Below are 16487 nucleotides of genomic sequence, written 5' to 3'. Positions count from 1 at the left end.
CCGCGACGACCGGTCCGCCATGCCGGCGGCGCCATCCGCCAGAAAGCGCGCCGTCCAACGAGCGACCACCTTCGACGTCACCCCATATGTCCGCGCAGCATCGGCTTTGGAACAAGCGCCATCAATACCGGCGCGCGCCATCTCCTCTCGACGCCGCGGTGTCAAACGGGCATTCTTGTGAATGTTCATTCGGTCCTCCGAGAATCACTGAAGCTTTGACAACCTCAGCTTTCTCGACCAGGGCCGAATGGACAACCTCCTGAAAGCTCACAACTAGGCGCCGGCCGACACGAGCGGGCGACGCCGGCATCATCCGGCTGGCAGATGCGCGGAGGGCAACAAGCGCGCCTGGCGCAACGTCGCCAGATCAGGTGAGCCGGTGCAAAAGCAGGCGACGGCCAACTGGCGGATGACGACCTCGAAATGCGCGACGACCGCTTCGGTCGATACCGTAGCCGCTGGCAGCACGCCGGCTGCCTGTCCGGCGATGTCCGCACCCAGGCGAATGGCCTTGGCCACGTCGACGCCGTCGCGGATCCCGCCGGATGCGATAAGCTTCACCGTTGGCAGCGCCCGACGTACCGCCTGCAAGCTGGCGGGTGTCGGGATCCCCCAATCGGCGAACGCCATCGCCACTGCACGGCCGGCGGCATCGCGGGCGCGCTCGCCCTCCACCGCGGCCCAACTGGTGCCGCCAGCTCCGGCGACATCAATCACCGCAACACCCGCCTCGACGAGCGCGCAGGCCACCGAGGCGGACAGGCCCGACCCGACTTCTTTGGCCACGATCGGCACGCCCACGCTACGCGCGGCGCGAGTCACCTGCGCCAGGACGCCGTGCCAGTCGCGGTCGCCATCCGGCTGTAGCGCTTCCTGCAGCGGATTGAGATGGACGATCAGCCCATCAGCCTCCAGCGCATCGATAGCCCGGCGCGCCAGATCAAGGCCGTCGGCCTCGCGCAGTTGCGCAGCGCCGATATTGGCCAGCAAGGGAATGTCAGGCGCCAGGCGGCGTAGGGCGCGCGTCAGCCCCTGGGAATTGCGCGATTGCAGGCTTACGCGCTGCGAACCGACGCACATGGCGATCCCCAAGGCTTGCGCCGCCTCGCTCAGGCGCCGATTGATGGCCTCGGCGCGTGGCATTCCGCCGGTCATGGAACTGATCAGCAGCGGCGCACGCATGGGCTTGCCTAACAGCGAGGTGCGCAGTTCGATCTGCGTCAGGTCCAGCTCGGGTAGTGCGCAGTGTTCGAACCGGATTTGCTCCCAACCGGCGGCGACCGTGGCTGGCGCCGTTCGCCGATCCAGCACGAGGTCCAGATGGTCGTCCTTGCGCCGGGTCAGGGCGTCGTCGCACCCGCTCGCTCGATCCGCCGTATTGGGCGTTGGCGTTGCGTCGGATCGGACCGAAGGCGCCGCGCGCACGCCGCCGCCTCCCGCGCGTTCACGCCGGCGCACGTTGGCCTCCCCCCGCGGCATCGTTGCCGTAGCGGCTGGTCGAGGTCTGGTAGTACTTCGCGCGAATGACCGCCATGGCCTCGATTAACGGTCCCCATGGTGCAGGAAAGCGTTCTTCCACCATCACTCGGTGCAGCATGCGCGCATGGCCGGCCAGCTCGTCGTTGAGGAAATCCTCCACAGGCATAGCCGGATAACGCTGCAGGAGCAGGATGGCAGCGTTGTCGGCCTCTCCCGCCGACCTATCCTTGGCGCATCCATGCAGATCGTTCTGCAGGCGCCCTATCGTGGAGATGAGCCGCAGCACCTGGCGAAACGCCGGACGCGCGCGCAGGGTCGCCATGTCCAGCCCCCATAGCAACGACAGGCAACAGAACACGTTCGAGTAGGCGATCGAATCGATGGAATTGTGCAAGTATTCGGCGTACGACCAGCGTTGCGCCCCCGCCGCCTGCGCGTGTCCGGCGCGCAGCGCCGCGCAGTAGCACCGGGTATCGTTAAGAAGCTCAGTATAGTCGCGCCTATCGTAGGCGAGCGCGGCCAGGGAAGCGCGCAGCACAGCGCAGCCCTCGAAACCGGGGAGCGCGCATGGCACGCCCTGCCCCAGCGCCTGCTCCACCGCGGCCAGCTGCTCCGGCGCGATCAGGCCAAGGTCGTTGCAATCGTCGAGCCAAAACAGTAGCGCCAACTCGCGATAAAACGTCACGATCAGCTTTTCGTCCTGCGGATCGCGGCCGGTGCGGGCGCTGATATCGTGCAAGCTCGGTTGGATACGCTGCAGGATGTACTGTCCGCCCCTAACTGCTTCTACGGCATGTTCGTTGGCGAATCCGGTCAGGGAACGCCCCCACTCCAGTACTTGCTGCAGCGCGCTTTCGGTCGGGATCATTGCGCTATTCCTCCTGCTCCCTCGGCCGGGGTGCACCGCCCCCAACGAAGAGCCAGCCACAAGCCGGCGAGTTCGATCACGCGCACGACCCGGGTCGGGCAATACAATTCCTTGCCGATCCACAGCGGCGTTTGCGGCAATTCATGCGCCCCATGGCGAGCGAGCATCCACTCCAGCGCGTGCGCGACCGCCAGCGCGATGCGGGCGCGCCCTGTCGGCTCTTCGCGCCCATCCATCACGTGCAACGCGAACAGCGCATAGGCGGTTTCCTCAAATGTAGACGCGCGACCCGCGCCCCAGCCGCCGTCGTCGCGCTGCGCCTGCAACAGCGCCGCCAGCGCGCGCTCGTCGCGCCACTCGGGCGCGCCTTGCGCGAGCGCAGCGATTGCATGCGCGGTGGGATACAGCCACGAAACGTGCCATTTTTCATTGTCCCATAGACCGTCCGCGTTGCGATTGGCCTCAAGGTAAGCGCTGGTGCCGGCGGTGGGCTTTCCCAACAGTCTGAACGCATGCAGGGCGTGGATGTTGGTCGACACCGAGGCATTGCGCTCGCCGGGGAAGGTAACGAACAGCCCGCCGATTTCGAAGTGGCGCAACGCGTCGGCAGCCGGGTTGCGTCCTGCTAGGCGCAGGATGCACAACACAACAGCGGTGTCGTCCGCATCGGCCGCGAAGTGCAAGGCCGGACCCAGACCGCGCACGCCCAGACAGGCATCGAGCTGCGCGACGATCACGCGTACCGCCTCGGCGAGCGCGGGATGCGAAAACAACCCGGCCAGATGCAGAGTGTACAGCGACCAGCATGGCTCGAACACGTTGATCGGCCAGACGCTGGGAACGACACCTTCGATGCCGCTGCGCGCCGCGCGCGATGCGGCCTGAAGATACCTGTCGGCACGCTCGACCTGTGGCGCGCTCGCCTTTGTGAGGGCGTGCGCACGCCACGCGGCGGTTGCCGCCGGGCTGATGCCGATGCTGCCGTCGTCGTCCAGGCATGCTGTGGTCGGCGACGTCCCCCAGGCTTCCCAGGAGTGCAACAACGGATGGCCGCTCGGCAGCGGTCCCACCGTCCCCAACTTAGCCAGGCACGCTTGCCGCAACGGCAACAGCGCCGAGTAGCGCGGAAACACCACGTCGCCCACCAAGGATGTGGCCTCGCCGGAGATCTGCGGCAGGATCAGCTCCGCGCCTACCGGCGCGTCTTCCGGCACCGCATCTGCGTAGGGATCCGGCTGGCGCTCGAGGAACCGCGTTGCAGCCTGAACTGCGTCCGCAGCGCCGGGAAGAGGATCGGCACGCTGCAATGCAAGCAACGCCGCCCACGTGGGTACATGGCGGAACAGTGGGAAGTCAGCACTTCCCCACCCGCCATCGGCCTGTTGCTGCGCCATGAGCCACGCGTATGCGTTCTGCCGACCGGTGACGTTGCTGCTGAACTGCAAAACGCGCGCCGTGTCGTAAACGGACGGACTCACGCTGCCGCCATCGCGCGTCTCGTTCAGCAGGTGGCGCAATTCAGAAAGGATCTGTTCGGACAGCGCATTCATGCGGGATGTTCCTTCTGCAGGCAGTTGACGAGAAGCAGAATCGGGCGGACGCCGGGCACCGCGGCGGGCCGCGGTGGGCAACCGCTCCGATCTGCGCCGTGGAATCGGACACAATGTAGCATCTAGCGCTGCCGCCGGCCGATCGCAGCGGTACGGCGGCGCCTCCGTGCGGACCGGCGCCAATGCGCACGGCGCGTGCTTAAACAGATACCCCCCCGCTGCACGGCCTGCGCCAACCGCTCCGCACGCGGCCGCAGCGAGGTGATGGCTTCTCCGGCCCCTTGCCATAGGCCCGGCACTGACTGGGGCGCTGCATGCAGCTCCGTGATCGGCACGCCGGTTGCTTTTTTCTCCGCCGCATGCTTGCCGGGGGCTTCCCCAGCGTCGCGTCATCCGCTGGCGTGTCATCCTCGACCACCTACAATACAAGGCCGAAACAGGCGCGATAGCGATCCAGCGCGCGGTACAGCGTAACGCGCGGCATCCTCCGCGACGGCGCATAGCGCGCCCATGCCTATGGACGCGCGCACCGGCAATCCGCCGCACGCCAGCGCGCCCGATCCGCCGAACAGGGAAACGCCAGTTCGGTCGTCGTTTAGCGTGGAATCCTTCTGCATGTTGTTCATCTCCTTGTACCTGACAGAGAATGCCGCGGCGAGCGGCGAGCCGCCGCGGTGCTGCCGGCGTCGCACTGCGCGCGCGCCGAGTGCAGCAATGCCGCTCATCGCCGTCGCCGCTGCCTCTTGACACGGGGCAGAGGATCCCAGCTCATGAGAATCCGATGCGGATTGTCATGGACGGATGCGGTCGGGTAATAACGCCGGCCTTTTTCGACGCCGCTCATCAACCGCGGCCGCACCCCGGCCTCCTGCATGGTCAATGCCAAGGCGATGCTGAACTGCACCAGCTCCAGCCATACAAGGTGATAGCCCATGCAGACGTGTGGGCCGGCACCGAACTGCAGCATGTCCACCGGCCGGATCGGCTCCGTGCGTTGCAGCCACCGCCCCAGACGAAACGGATCGGGCGCTTCGTGCAGCAGCGGCGAGGTCGAGAAATGCAGCAGTGGGATGCACAAATGAGTGCCCGCAGGAATGCGCCGCGGGCCGAGTTGTAATTCCTGCATCGCGCGACGCGGTACGAGCGAGGAAGCCGGATGCATTCGTAGCGTCTCCCGAAACAGCGCCTCTGCGACCGGACATTGCGCCAGGTCCTCGTGCCCGGTCGGCACCGCGCCCACGCGTTGCGCCTCTTCGACCAGGGCGTCCCACAGCTCTGGATGCTGCGCCAGCTCGATCACCATCCAGGCCATCGTCGAGGCGGAGGTCTCGTGGCCGGCAAGCAGCAGCAAACGGATATTGGCGACCAGGACGTCATCGGAGAGCGCGCCATCGCTGCAATCGAAGGCGCTCACCATGTCGTTGATCAACCCGGTGCGCGCGGCGGGCGCGCGCGCGTCCCGGATGAACTGGCGCGACTGCGCGTCGATCCAATCGCGGGCGGCGCGGCCGCGCCGCAGTGGCATCCCCGGCAGGTCGATCGGGGTCGCGACCATCAATTGTAGCAGTTGCCGGTACTTGCGATGCCACTCCGACAGGTCTTGGGCGGGGATGCCCATGAGACTGAAGGTGAGTTTGAGCATCAGGTTGCGAGTGTCTGGCAGGATAGCGACTTCACCGCGGTCGCGCCACGCCTTGACCTGAGCCCTAATAATTGGTTCGAACAGCTCGCCAATGCCGGCCTCGGACAGACCCCTGGGCAGAAACGCCGCCTTTATCCCATCGCGCGCCTGCCGGTGCGCGCTACCGTCCAAAGTGACCAACGTTCCGCCAAGGATGTCGGGCGCCATCTCTTCGATCAGTGCCGAGGACACTTCCTTGTGCCGGAGCAATGCGAGCGCATCCGGATCCAGGCATGTGATCAGGTGTCCGGCCGGGCCGAAGTCCAGCCAGAAGTGGCTGCCTAGCGTCCGTTCCGCGCGCCGCAGCAGGCGCGGCAGATCGCAGACGATGGCGGGAAGATGCCCGACCAGGGGGAAAGCGCCAGGCATGACCGGGATGTCGTCCCGTAGCCGGCGCCAGCGGTTCAGCGGGTTGAGCAGCATGTCCATCACCAATGCGACGCTGCGGCTGCTTCGGCGGCGTCACCGGCCGGCCGAGCCGCGCTGTTGCCACCGTCGGCGTAGGTTGGAACATGCGCCAACATGCCGCCGTCGATGCACACCACTTGGCCGGTGATGAACGCAGCCTCCTCCGAGAGCAGGAACGCGACCAGCGCGGCTACGTCCTCGGGGCGGCCGACGTGCGGCAGGAGCTGGTGCCGGTGTAGATGCCGTTGCATGCACTCGTCCAGCTTGGCGAAGAGACGTTCGGTCATGACAAGACCTGGCGCAACCGCGTTGCAGCGGATCTTCGCGTGTCCGTACTGGGTGGCAAGCGAGGCCGACAGCATGTTCATTGCGGCCTTCGACGCGGCGTATGACGTCAGTGCGGTGTCGCCGCTGAGCCCTTGGCACGATGACATGTTCACGATCGCGCCACCACCACGGCCGATCATTTGTGGGATGGCCTGCCGGCAGCAGAGGAGCGTGCCGCGCAAATTGGTCGCCATGGTCTGGTCCCAGACCGCCACGTCCAGGTCGAGGATCGCGCTGTCGAGCGGGGTCAAATGCATGGCGCTCGCATTGTTCACAAGCACGTCGACCCCACCGAAGCGCCGCTTCGCCGTTTCGAACAGCTCTGCCACCGCCTGCGCATCTGCGATGTCCATGGCCACGGCCAGCGCTTGGCCCGCTTCGGCTGCGATCTGTGCGGTGCAGGCGATGGCAGCGGGGCCATCAATGTCGGCAACCACCACTCTGCCGCCCTCGCGCGCGATGGCGAGGGCGCATGCCTTGCCGATCCCGGCGCCGGCGCCGGTCACCACGGCCACCTTGCCTTTAAATCGTTCCATCATGTTCTCCTGGATTGCGTAGGTCTTTCGCTGCATGTCGCTCAGCGTCTGCCGGAGAGGGCGTAGGGCCGGGGTTGGTGCAATGGTCATCGCCGGCTTCGCTTTCGATCACCCGATGGCCGCGACGGGGCACTGGCTGGCTGCGAGCCGCACAGCGGCATGCAGCGCCTGCGGGACCGTCGCCATGCACACTTCGGCCACGCCGTCCGGTTCGCGCTGACGAAAGGCGCCCTGCAGCGTCAACACGCACTGACCAGTGGTTCCGCACAGATCCTGGTCGACCACGACGCGAACCTCAGCCGCCGCCTGCGCGCGCAGCCGCACCGGCAGCGCGCGGAACGTCCTAAGGAACGCTGAGCGCTCCCGGGTCGGCTGCTCGGCCAAGGCCAACGTGGGGAAGCGAGCCTGGATCTGCGGCAGGCTCTCGGTCAGCTGCACCCTGGCGAGTTGCGCACCTAGGCAGAAGTGGATGCCGTGGCCGAAGCTCAGCATAATCTTTCCGTCGCTCGACATGCCAGGCCTGGTGCCGTAGAACCGCACCGGATCGAATCGGTCGGGATCAGCGAAAGCGTCCGGGTCGCGATTGCCGGCCGCGATCAGCACGCGCACGTCCGCGTCCTTCGGGATCACCACGCCATGCAATTCGATGTCGCGCTGGGCGATACGCGGAATGGAGCTGAACATGGCGGGCGCCTCGCAGCGCAGTACTTCTTCTACAAATGCCTCCACCCCTGCGGCGTCTCCCTGCAGCCAGTGCCGCTCCTCGGGGTAGGCCAGCATCGCCAGCACCGCATGGTCGATAGTCGCAGCAGTGGTGGCGAAGCCGCCCAGCAACATGCCCCACAGCATGCTGATCAACTCCGCGTCCGAAAGCGTATCGGCGTCGTCGCTGTGTGCGCCGACCAGTGTCGACACGATGTCGCGGCGGGGATCGGCGCGCTTGCGCAGTATGAGGTCGCCGAAATAGGCCTTCACCCTGGCGCTGGCCACGTCCGCCGCGGCGAGCTGTGGATCGCTGGCGTGCGGGCTCAGGCCTTCTAGAATGGCGCTGACGATCGCTGAGAGCTCGAACATGTCGTCTTGGGGCATGCCGAACAATTCAGCGAAGACAAGCATGGGCAAGGCCAGTGCGAATTCCCGATGCAGGTCCACCGCCTCTCCTCGCTCCAGTGCGGGCGCCATGCCATCCAGGCGGGCTGCGACGATGCGCGCGATGCTCGGCCGCAGGTTGTCGATCTGGCCCACGGTGAAATCGCGCGAAATCAGCCGGCGCAGACGCGTATGCGTCGGTGGTTCCTTCATGGCTAGCGTGGACGCCAGCAGATTGAGCGACAGGCTGGACGCCGCACGCGGGAAATAGCGCGCCAGTTCGGATGGCGCCGGCCCCCGAAACGCATCGCCCGTGGCCTTGAACGCCCAGTAGATGTCGGCGTGGCGGCTCAACAGAAAGAGGCCCGACGCCGCGCGGTGCACCGGATCGTGCTCTTGCAACCACCGCATGAACGGGTACGGGTCTTGGATGCATGCTGGCGACGCTAGCTCGGCGAAGGCGTCGTGGCATGCTGCCTTGGTTTCTTGCACGTCCATCTTGGTTACCTGTCGGGTGGCTGATCTGACCGGCCCGCGCCAGGCGCCGTCAAATGAGAAGATTGCGATGCCGGGGGGCGTCCGCACCAGAGCACCGGCATTTCCTCGAACCCGCCGGTGATGATCTCCTTGCGCAACTTCAGTTCTTCGGGCGCCACGGCCAGGCGCAACGCGGGAAAGCGCTGGAAGATCGAACCGAATACGGCCTTCAGTTCCAGCCTCGCCAGCGCCGCCCCGATGCAATTGTGCTGCCCGTAGGAGAACGCCAGGTGGGGATTTGCGTCGCGTCCGATGTCGAAGACTTCCGGGTCTTTGAGATGGCGCGGATCAAACGAGGTCGCCGGCAGGCCGACCAGTACTTTGCTCTCCGCGGGTATATGCACGCCCGCGATGGTCACGTCGGTCCGGGGGTAGCGCATGATGCCGTCCCAGCCCGCGCCAGGCGAATACATTCGCAGTATTTCCTCCACCGCCTTGTCCACCAGGGACGGATCGCGGACCAGGCGTTCGCGCTGTTGCGGATGGCGAAACATGGCCAGCAGGCCGAATTCGATCTGCGCGACGGTGCTCTCGTGCCCCGCCACCAGCACGCCCGCCGCGAGGCCGACCGCCTCTTCCTCGGTCGCTTCACCCTGGTCAACCGCGGCTAGCAGATCCGTCAGCAGGTTATCGCCCGGATCCTGTCGCTTGCCCCGTATTTTGCCGTGAATGTAGGCGCGGAGCTCTTCCCAGGCCAAGCCCGACGCGCTGCGCGGGCCGCTTTCATGCTGGTGCGTCATCACCTCGTCGGAGAGCTCTGCGAAAAAGGCGTGTTCCTCGAAGGGCACGCCCATCAGCGCGCTGATTACCTTGGCCGGAAGCGGAAAGGAGAGATGGCGTCGCAAGTCTGCGGGCTGGGGCTGAACCGCCAGCGTATCGAACAACTGCACGGTGATCGCCTCGACCTGCTGCGTAAGCAGCTTCACCCTGCTGTTGCTGAAGGCCGGCGCCACGATCGTGCGTAACCGAGCATGCTCGTCCCCTTCGTGCGAGACCAGCCATCCCGGCGAACCGAGAATGACCGAATCGGGGGTGAAATCCGCCGGAGGCATTCCCGCGGGCAGGAATGCCGCGTCAGACAGCACCGCCTTGGCCTCGTCATAGCCTGTCACCCACCAGCATTCGTGCCCGGACGGAAGGCGCACGCGGTGGATCGGACCTTTGGCGCGTAGCGCTAACATCTCGGGCGAGGGCTCGATGTGATCGACCCGCCACATCGGCAGCGTCGGCAAGGATTGTTCGGACATGGTGACGCTTCACTCTTTAAGCCCGGAAGGGGCGGAAGATGATGGGCAGACTGCGGGCAGCAAATGAGTTAAGGCAACGTGTAGACCACGCCCTCTGCGGCGATTGCCAGCGCCAGATCCTCCGGCCGCACGAACGGCGGGGGGAAGACACTTCCCAATTCCAGGCGCGCCAGCGCAGCGCCCAGGCACAGATGCGGCCCCTGGCCGAGCGGCAGGTGCGGGTTTTGCAGCCGGTTGAAATCGAACATGTCGGTATCGCCATAGGTCGGCCGACCGTAGGAATTGGCGCAGCAGGTTCGACCGCACCCGCCCACCGACCCGTCCGCAAACAGAACTTCCAGTCCAGTCCCACACCCCCGGCTTCCCGCCTGGCTCAAGGTCTGCCGCTTTGGCTGTACCGCTCGCGACGTGGGCGATTGTTGTGGGTCGCAAACGAAGAACTCTAGATCGCATCTAACACTCCTCACATTTTCCCGGCACACACAACCGAGCCACTATCATTGCCCAGCAAACCATCGGAACTCACGAGACGCGAACAGCGATGCGCCGCCCGAAGGCCATCGCGCTGCGATTGGCGACATACCGTGACCAGAGCAAATCGCGTGCCGAAGTGAATTCGTGGGTTCAGCAGGCATTTCGTAGCAGCGCGTAGTGTCAAGCTCCCGCCATTCAGTCTCAATGCCGACAACCGCGGAGTACATGTCTGACAAAAGACTGCTCTAACGCCGGTCTGCGTCCGATAGTCGGCGACCTGCATGGGATGCCCTCGCGGCGGGCTTTCGTGCAACAATCCGCGCCATCTTCGACGTCGAAGTTGCCCCGCGAGTTTTCGTCCGATGGGCGGGAACGTCGTCGACTGCGCCGAGGCCGCCGCGTTAAAAGCGCCGGCTCTGGGCAAATCAGACTGGACCCGCCTCGACCCTCCGGTAGTAAAGTTTGCGGAGCTTATTTCCGCCAAATGCAAGTTCTGAGCTTGTAGTCATCTCGTTGACGTTGTTCTTAATGTTTCCACCCCCGCGCTTACCGAGACGGTCGAGCTTCTCGATCGGCGTAGGTCGAAAAGGCAACGGGAAACGCTCAAATTTCGAAGCATGTTCTCTTCCGGAAACATGTCATCTAATCAGGAGCGGCGGTCGGCAACAGTCGCCTGAGTCGGAGGTGCTTTCTAAACCAGACGATGCCCAATCAAGAAGCCTCCTGCCGAAGATGAAGCAATCGGGAGACCAATGCAGCATCTCATGGACCGCCGCACCGTGGTGAAGAAAGCGGTCCTCGGTTGCTGGAGGTTGTTGAGTAGTTCCATGACATCGAATTGAGCTTTAGCCTGATGAATTGGGTCAATACCTACACCGCTAACTAAGGGGTGCGCCGTTTACGCCTTAGGTCAAGCTGGGGGACGTTGGACTGCTCTGACCTGCCCCTGCGAATTTCCTCCAGAATTGATTAGAGTCCGGCCCATCAAAGGACGGACGCATGAAGAAGCAGAGATTTACGGAAGGCAGATTATTGCGGTGCTGAAGGAGCAGGAGGCGGGCGCAAAGGTGGCCGACCTCTGCCGCAAGCACGGAATTTCAGAAGCAACGTTTTATAATTGGAAAGCCAAATACGGCGGTATGGAAGTCTCCGAGGCGAAACGGCTGAAGGCGCTTGAGGACGAGAACGCGAGACTGAAGAAGCTGCTCGCCGAGCAGATGTTGGACGCAGCAGCACTCCGCGAGCTTCTTTCAAAAAATGGTAGGGCCTGTCGCCAAGCGTGACGCCGTCACGCATCTGAAGACCGTCATGGGTCTTTCGGAACGGCGGGCCTGCCAGATCATATCCGCCGACTGCAAGACGATCCGCTATCAGTCGAACCGACCGCCGGAAACCGAGTTGCGAGCGAAGCTGCGCGACCTCGCCAATGAGCGGCGGCGTTTCGGCTACCGGCGGCTGTTCGTCCTGCTTCGGCGGGAGGGAGAACCGTCCGGGGTCAATCGCATCTATCGCCTTTATCGCGAGGAGGGTCTCTCTGTCCGCAAGCGCAACGCCAGACGCCGTGCTGTCGGCACGCGTGCTCCGATTCCGGTCGAAGCTAAGGCCAATGCCCGATGGTCGCTAGACTTCGTGCACGACCAGTTCGCTTGCGGAAGGAGGTTTCGCGTGCTCAACATCGTCGATGACGTGACGCACGAATGCCTGGCGGCGATCCCGGACACCTCGATCTCCGGTCGTCGTGTCGCTCGCGAACTGACGACCCTGATCGAACGACGCGGCAAGCCGGGGATGATCGTCTCCGACAACGGCACTGAACTCACCTCGAATGCGATCCTCGCGTGGTCGAAGGATCACAAAGTCGACTGGCACTACATCGCGCCGGGAAAGCCGATGCAGAACGGCTATGCCGAGAGCTTCAATGGTCGGATGCGCGACGAACTGCTCAACGAAAGCCTGTTCTTTGGCCTCAATCATGCCCGAAGCGCCATTGCCGAATGGGCGGACGATCACAATAATTTCCGGCCGCACTAATCGCTCGGATATCAGACCCCGGAAGATTATGCCGGGACCATCGCCGCAACCGGCTCCAACGCTGCGCAAGATGAAGGCTTCGCGTTTCCGCCGGTTGCTCACACCGCGCCACTTGACGTATTCAAAACCGCCGAGGCTCTAATCGCCGCCGGATGAAAATTCAGTGGCAAGTCAGCTCAGTTTCATCGCGATCATGTTTTTGTGGCTGGTTTGCCTGCCGAGTTCCTGAATGTATCGACCTGTCGCTCTCGCGCGTGGGCCGGAAGGACATAAATAGCAGGCTCAAGAAATAAACGACCTGAAGGAAAACCGAAGCCGCTAGTGTTACGGCGAACGCTTTGAAGATGGAAAGCGACGCGGCGTAGGCCGAAACAGCGCTGGTGCACGTGACCAGTAGCAGGATGCAAAAAAAAGTTCTAAAGGGCAAGGTCTTGCTCCCGTTCGTTCGTCCAATACTTGAACTGCGTCGACGCTGACGTTTCGCCCGATTCGTCCACGCTATGAACGTGCATGACTTCGCCGTGAGTGCCATAGGTTGCCAAAAGTTGGGTCAGCGCGAATACGCCAAAGTGACGACTTCTTCTTTCGCGGCTTCCGACTCGGCAAATCCTGTTCGCCAGACTCCGAAGGCCGCCGCCATAGCGAGCAACAAGGCGGCGCCAGTATCTCTCCGGGATACGCAATAAAATCTGCCGCTTCCTATCTATTGCATTTTTGTACGTTCTCCGCTGAGGTCGCGATCGGCTTGTTTGGTGAGACACCTTGGTCATGCACCAAGGTCGCTAATCAGGCAAAATAGATTGATTGGATGCCATCATCCGCGTTTTGAATAACGCTAAAAACGCGGCACCGAAAACGCCTGGGGACCGAGCGCGAACTCGCGACCGCGGCACTCAGCACACTTTAAGTCAGCCAACAGTGAGCGCGGCTGTTGCCCCGGTTGCGCTAGCCAAATGTCGTGATGCTCGGATGGAACTCGCCGATTGCAAATTTTCTTTCTGCTTTATACGTCGTAAGGGGTGCCTTTGACCTTGCCCCGTTGAAATAATCCATTTTGAAGTAAGCTCTGGCCCATTGAGAGGACCAGGGAATGAAGCGCAATCGTTTCACAGACGTACAGATCTCGTCAAACTTGGAACACGCACCCGTTTGCATAGTTTGCCCAAGGTCGGGATCCCGTTCCGCAAATTTGGGACAAATTCGAGCCATACGTGCGGCGACGCCGATGGCCGCCGCGTTCGATTGCTGAACCCGCTTAGTCGACTGCGCGGCTGCCGGTATGGTCTAACATCGTCGCGTTCATGTGGCCCGGAGTTGGTATGGGGGCTGGCCGGAATAAAAACACGCCCATTAAAATATCTCAATAGAATCAACTGGCTGGGCGACATCGGAGCGACGCGTCCGGAGCCTGGCTTGAATTGAACCGAACCGAATTGGCGCAGGACCATTTACACAGCACGCTGAAATCTGCATATTGCCGCGCGTTGTCGCTATCCCAAGTTGATGCACGAGTCGCTTTCGCTCCCGTCAAAAGCAGCTGGGCACGAGCTCTTTTCAAGAATTTAGAAGGCAAGGATATGGAAAATTTTGTGTATCTGTTGGAGCCGGAAAGTGCGATCTTTCGCGCCGCTGAGCTCCCTGATCGCAACAGCATTGCATCGATCGCCGGTTTAATTGGCAGTGATCTTATTCAGATGATCCGCTTCGACGACATGCACTCGCTATTTGTTGGCGAAGAAGCTTTGCGAGTTGGGTTAACCGCCTTTACGATCTTTGACGGGTACCCGATCCCTCTTGCCGGGCAGATAGCGCTTTTGGGAGGCGATGGTAGTAAACCTTATCGTTCGCCGTCAATAACGATGACGGAAGCCGCGCGACGTTTTGAATGTTGCCGGCCGGTGCTTGATCCTGTGTTTGTTCCGATGGACCGAGTGGCGAACAAGGGCCTCATCGTTGCGGGCGCACTGGAAGGCCTGCAAGTGCGTATTGATCGCCGCTCCCCGGTGCTCCTATGAGCGCAATGACGAATGATAGGATCCAGGAGAATGAACTCTATCGCGCCGATTCGCTGAGAGTCCGCGAGCGTGGCGACATGGGCTCGAGAAACGGAAAGCTGACGCCTCAAAGCGGCGTTTACTACGTTGCCGAAGGCCTCCCGTTCAACTGGACAAAGGTCAACACTGAAGGTCGGAAGACGTTCAGTGCCGGTCTCCAACTACTCTGAGGACTATCGAAGAGACATATGATAACTCTATCGGCGGCTAACACGTCGTTGCGCAGCAATTGATCTTTGATCTTCCCTCAGATTGCTACACTCAGACTGCTCGATCGGCGCCGCAGATTGAAAGCCTGCGTTTGTCCGTTTGGCGATAACTGGGAGGCGGGATCGCCTCCCCGCTGCACGGGCGATCGAGTGATTGAAAAGCCGGCTTCAACTGTCACTTGCTCAAGCTGGCACAACCTTTGAATGCTCGCCTTGCGGGGATCAAAGCAGCCAACTGAATTCGATTATTGGAGAAAGCGACGAAGCGCATGCCAAATGTGCATCACATCGGGGTCTCGACGGTGGCGGTGCCAGCTGCGGACGCCGCACGTCAAACCGGCATAGCCGTCGACCACTGCGACGATTGCCAAACACGCTATTTCAGCCGACCATGCCAGATGGGTCTCAAGTTATATTTTGATGACTATGTGCTCTTCCGCGTTTTTTCGCGCGCACTTGAAGAAATTGAGATGGGGATTGCCACCGCGACCGAGGCAACCGGCCTTTCGCTTAGGGAGCTGCGGGATATACCAGCCCGCAGTTTTCCGGCAAGGCTTATCCGCGCTTTTGCCCTGCAAGAGGCGAGTGATTGCATGCCTGATGCAGAGGAGCAACTGTTGCGCGATATGCTCCTAGGGCATGTGCGGCCAGGCGACCCTGAGGGCGTGCGTTTTGCTAAGATCATTGCGCGACGTTCCATGCGCGAAGACCACCTCTGGCGGGATCTCGGCTTGCTTGACAAAGCCGAACTTAGGAGATTGCTGTTCGCGCATTTTCCGGCGCTGGTGGCAGGCAACACCAACAACATGAGGTGGAAGAAGTATTTTTACCGCAAGATTTGCGAAGCTGAAGGCTTTTCCCTTTGTAGCGCTCCCAGCTGCAAGGAATGCGGCGATTTTAATGAATGCTTTCTCCCTGAGGAAAGCGGAAGTCTTTCTGGAGCGGCAGAGTTCGTCGGGCGCGAGATCTTGAAAACGTGAAGGCCACAGATGCAACCTGGCGGGCTTGTCCGGCGACGTTGAACCGATACGGGGGATTATTGCTCCCGATATTACGACTGTGCGGGCACGCGCAAATGCCACTTTCCTAAAGATGAGCGGTGATGTCGTCGTCGGATAATGATCATCGGTCAATTCTGATAGCACCTACTAAAATTGCCTTAAGCTCTTCGCCGTATTCGACTACGCGATCCACATTTGTCGGAGCTGAGCGTATGGCCGGAAAAAAGCGTCCGCGACTAGCGCTTTAACTTGATAGCTTGCTCACGATCTTTGCTGTAGCCTTCGAGCATTTCCTCAGAATCTGGCCCGCTGACGATCGAAACCGGCTCCGTTGTCAATCTCAGCCAATGGCGAAACAATCCGGGCCTGCAAGACTGCAGCTGCCAAGCTGTCGGCATTCCCCCTATTTGTTCATGGAGACAGCATAACAGCGAGTTTGTTGTAAGCGACAATCTCTACTGTGCCTTCATATGCGTTCTGCTGATCATCCGGCCTTGATTCGGACGCGTGGTGCGAGCCGATCGGCCGTCAAGACGGTACCGATCTGCTTGGCTCTACGACTTGCCACACTACTTCTGTCCCTCGCCTGAGATGTAAGGATACGGACGAGATTTGTTGATCTTTGACGCAAGCGATTTCCAACCGACAAGACCTCGCGGCCGCTTCGTCCAGTTTGGCGGTTTCGAGACAAGAGTTTGTCGATCCCGCCTTCGAAAGTTTGGAACTAAATAGCTGAAGATCAGCAAAACAGCTGTTTTATATGCTGCTGCCCACATGGCACGGGTTTTGAAGATTGCCATGCGAGGCGGCGCGAGCTGCCTGCCTTTTACTCAGCGATGGATGGAACGAAAGAAGGAAGGCGATATGGTAGATTTGCGTCAAATCGCATTTTACGGCAAAGGGGGGATCGGCAAGTCCACCACCTCCCAAAATACGCTCGCAGCGCTTGTCGACCTCGGGCAGAAGATCCTGATCGTCGGATGCGACCCGAAAGCC

General features: G+C 61.9%; 11 protein-coding genes and 2 pseudogenes. 4 read left to right on the top strand and 9 right to left on the bottom strand.

What is annotated here, in order from left to right; genetic code table 11:
- From EFR00_RS32115 to EFR00_RS32070, 9 genes and pseudogenes are all read right to left on the bottom strand, one after another.
- On the bottom strand, window positions 1-189 hold a 189-nt coding region (locus EFR00_RS32115; protein ID WP_245435290.1), incomplete at its 3' end, for a leucine zipper domain-containing protein.
- A gap of 120 nt (window positions 190-309) precedes the next feature.
- Complete coding sequence (gene fni, locus EFR00_RS32110) at window positions 310-1425, bottom strand: type 2 isopentenyl-diphosphate Delta-isomerase (protein WP_245304463.1); 1116 nt, start codon at window positions 1423-1425, stop codon at window positions 310-312.
- 19 nt (window positions 1426-1444) lie between these two features.
- The gene (locus tag EFR00_RS32105; RefSeq protein WP_040111855.1) at window positions 1445-2347 is read right to left on the bottom strand and encodes a terpene synthase family protein; all 903 of its coding nucleotides are present in this window, start codon (window positions 2345-2347) and stop codon (window positions 1445-1447) included.
- On the bottom strand, window positions 2344-3897 hold the full coding sequence (locus tag EFR00_RS32100) for a hypothetical protein (protein ID WP_040111856.1): 1554 nt from the start codon (window positions 3895-3897) through the stop codon (window positions 2344-2346). Before EFR00_RS32100 ends, EFR00_RS32105 begins: the two co-directional genes overlap by 4 nt.
- A 768-nt stretch (window positions 3898-4665) precedes the next feature.
- Window positions 4666-6007: pseudogene (locus tag EFR00_RS32090) on the bottom strand (cytochrome P450).
- Window positions 6007-6849: an SDR family oxidoreductase gene (locus EFR00_RS32085; protein WP_040111858.1), complete on the bottom strand. Its 843-nt coding sequence runs from the start codon at window positions 6847-6849 to the stop codon at window positions 6007-6009. Before EFR00_RS32085 ends, EFR00_RS32090 begins: the two are co-directional and overlap by 1 nt.
- Before the next feature lie 108 nt (window positions 6850-6957).
- Window positions 6958-8436, bottom strand: a complete 1479-nt coding sequence (locus tag EFR00_RS32080) for a cytochrome P450 (protein ID WP_237350496.1) — start codon at window positions 8434-8436, stop codon at window positions 6958-6960.
- A 5-nt stretch (window positions 8437-8441) separates the two neighbouring features.
- Window positions 8442-9722, bottom strand: coding sequence for a cytochrome P450 (locus EFR00_RS32075; protein ID WP_040111859.1), 1281 nt, complete (start codon window positions 9720-9722; stop codon window positions 8442-8444).
- A gap of 68 nt (window positions 9723-9790) precedes the next feature.
- Window positions 9791-9970, bottom strand: a complete 180-nt coding sequence (locus tag EFR00_RS32070; RefSeq protein WP_008536508.1) for a cytochrome P450 — start codon at window positions 9968-9970, stop codon at window positions 9791-9793.
- A gap of 1225 nt (window positions 9971-11195) precedes the next feature.
- On the opposite strand from EFR00_RS32070, the pseudogene EFR00_RS32065 reads away from it, so the two are divergent.
- The 4 genes and pseudogenes from EFR00_RS32065 to EFR00_RS32040 all read left to right on the top strand — a co-directional run.
- Window positions 11196-12383, top strand: a pseudogene (locus EFR00_RS32065) (IS3 family transposase).
- Window positions 12384-13804: 1421 nt separating this feature from the next.
- Window positions 13805-14242, top strand: coding sequence for a DUF3846 domain-containing protein (locus EFR00_RS32055; RefSeq protein WP_008536498.1), 438 nt, complete (start codon window positions 13805-13807; stop codon window positions 14240-14242).
- A gap of 517 nt (window positions 14243-14759) precedes the next feature.
- A complete protein-coding gene (locus EFR00_RS32045; protein WP_009996802.1) occupies window positions 14760-15470 on the top strand; it encodes a nitrogen fixation protein NifQ in 711 nt (236 codons plus the stop codon).
- A gap of 885 nt (window positions 15471-16355) precedes the next feature.
- Window positions 16356-16487, top strand: a 132-nt coding sequence (locus EFR00_RS32040) for an ArsA-related P-loop ATPase (protein WP_148102829.1), incomplete at its 3' end; no start/stop codon positions are given.

This window comes from Rhizobium sophoriradicis, assembly GCF_003939025.1.
GTDB classification, from domain to species: Bacteria; Pseudomonadota; Alphaproteobacteria; order Rhizobiales; family Rhizobiaceae; genus Rhizobium; species Rhizobium sophoriradicis.
Note: the sequence above shows the minus strand (reverse complement) of the source record. Positions and strands in the feature narration are given on the sequence as shown.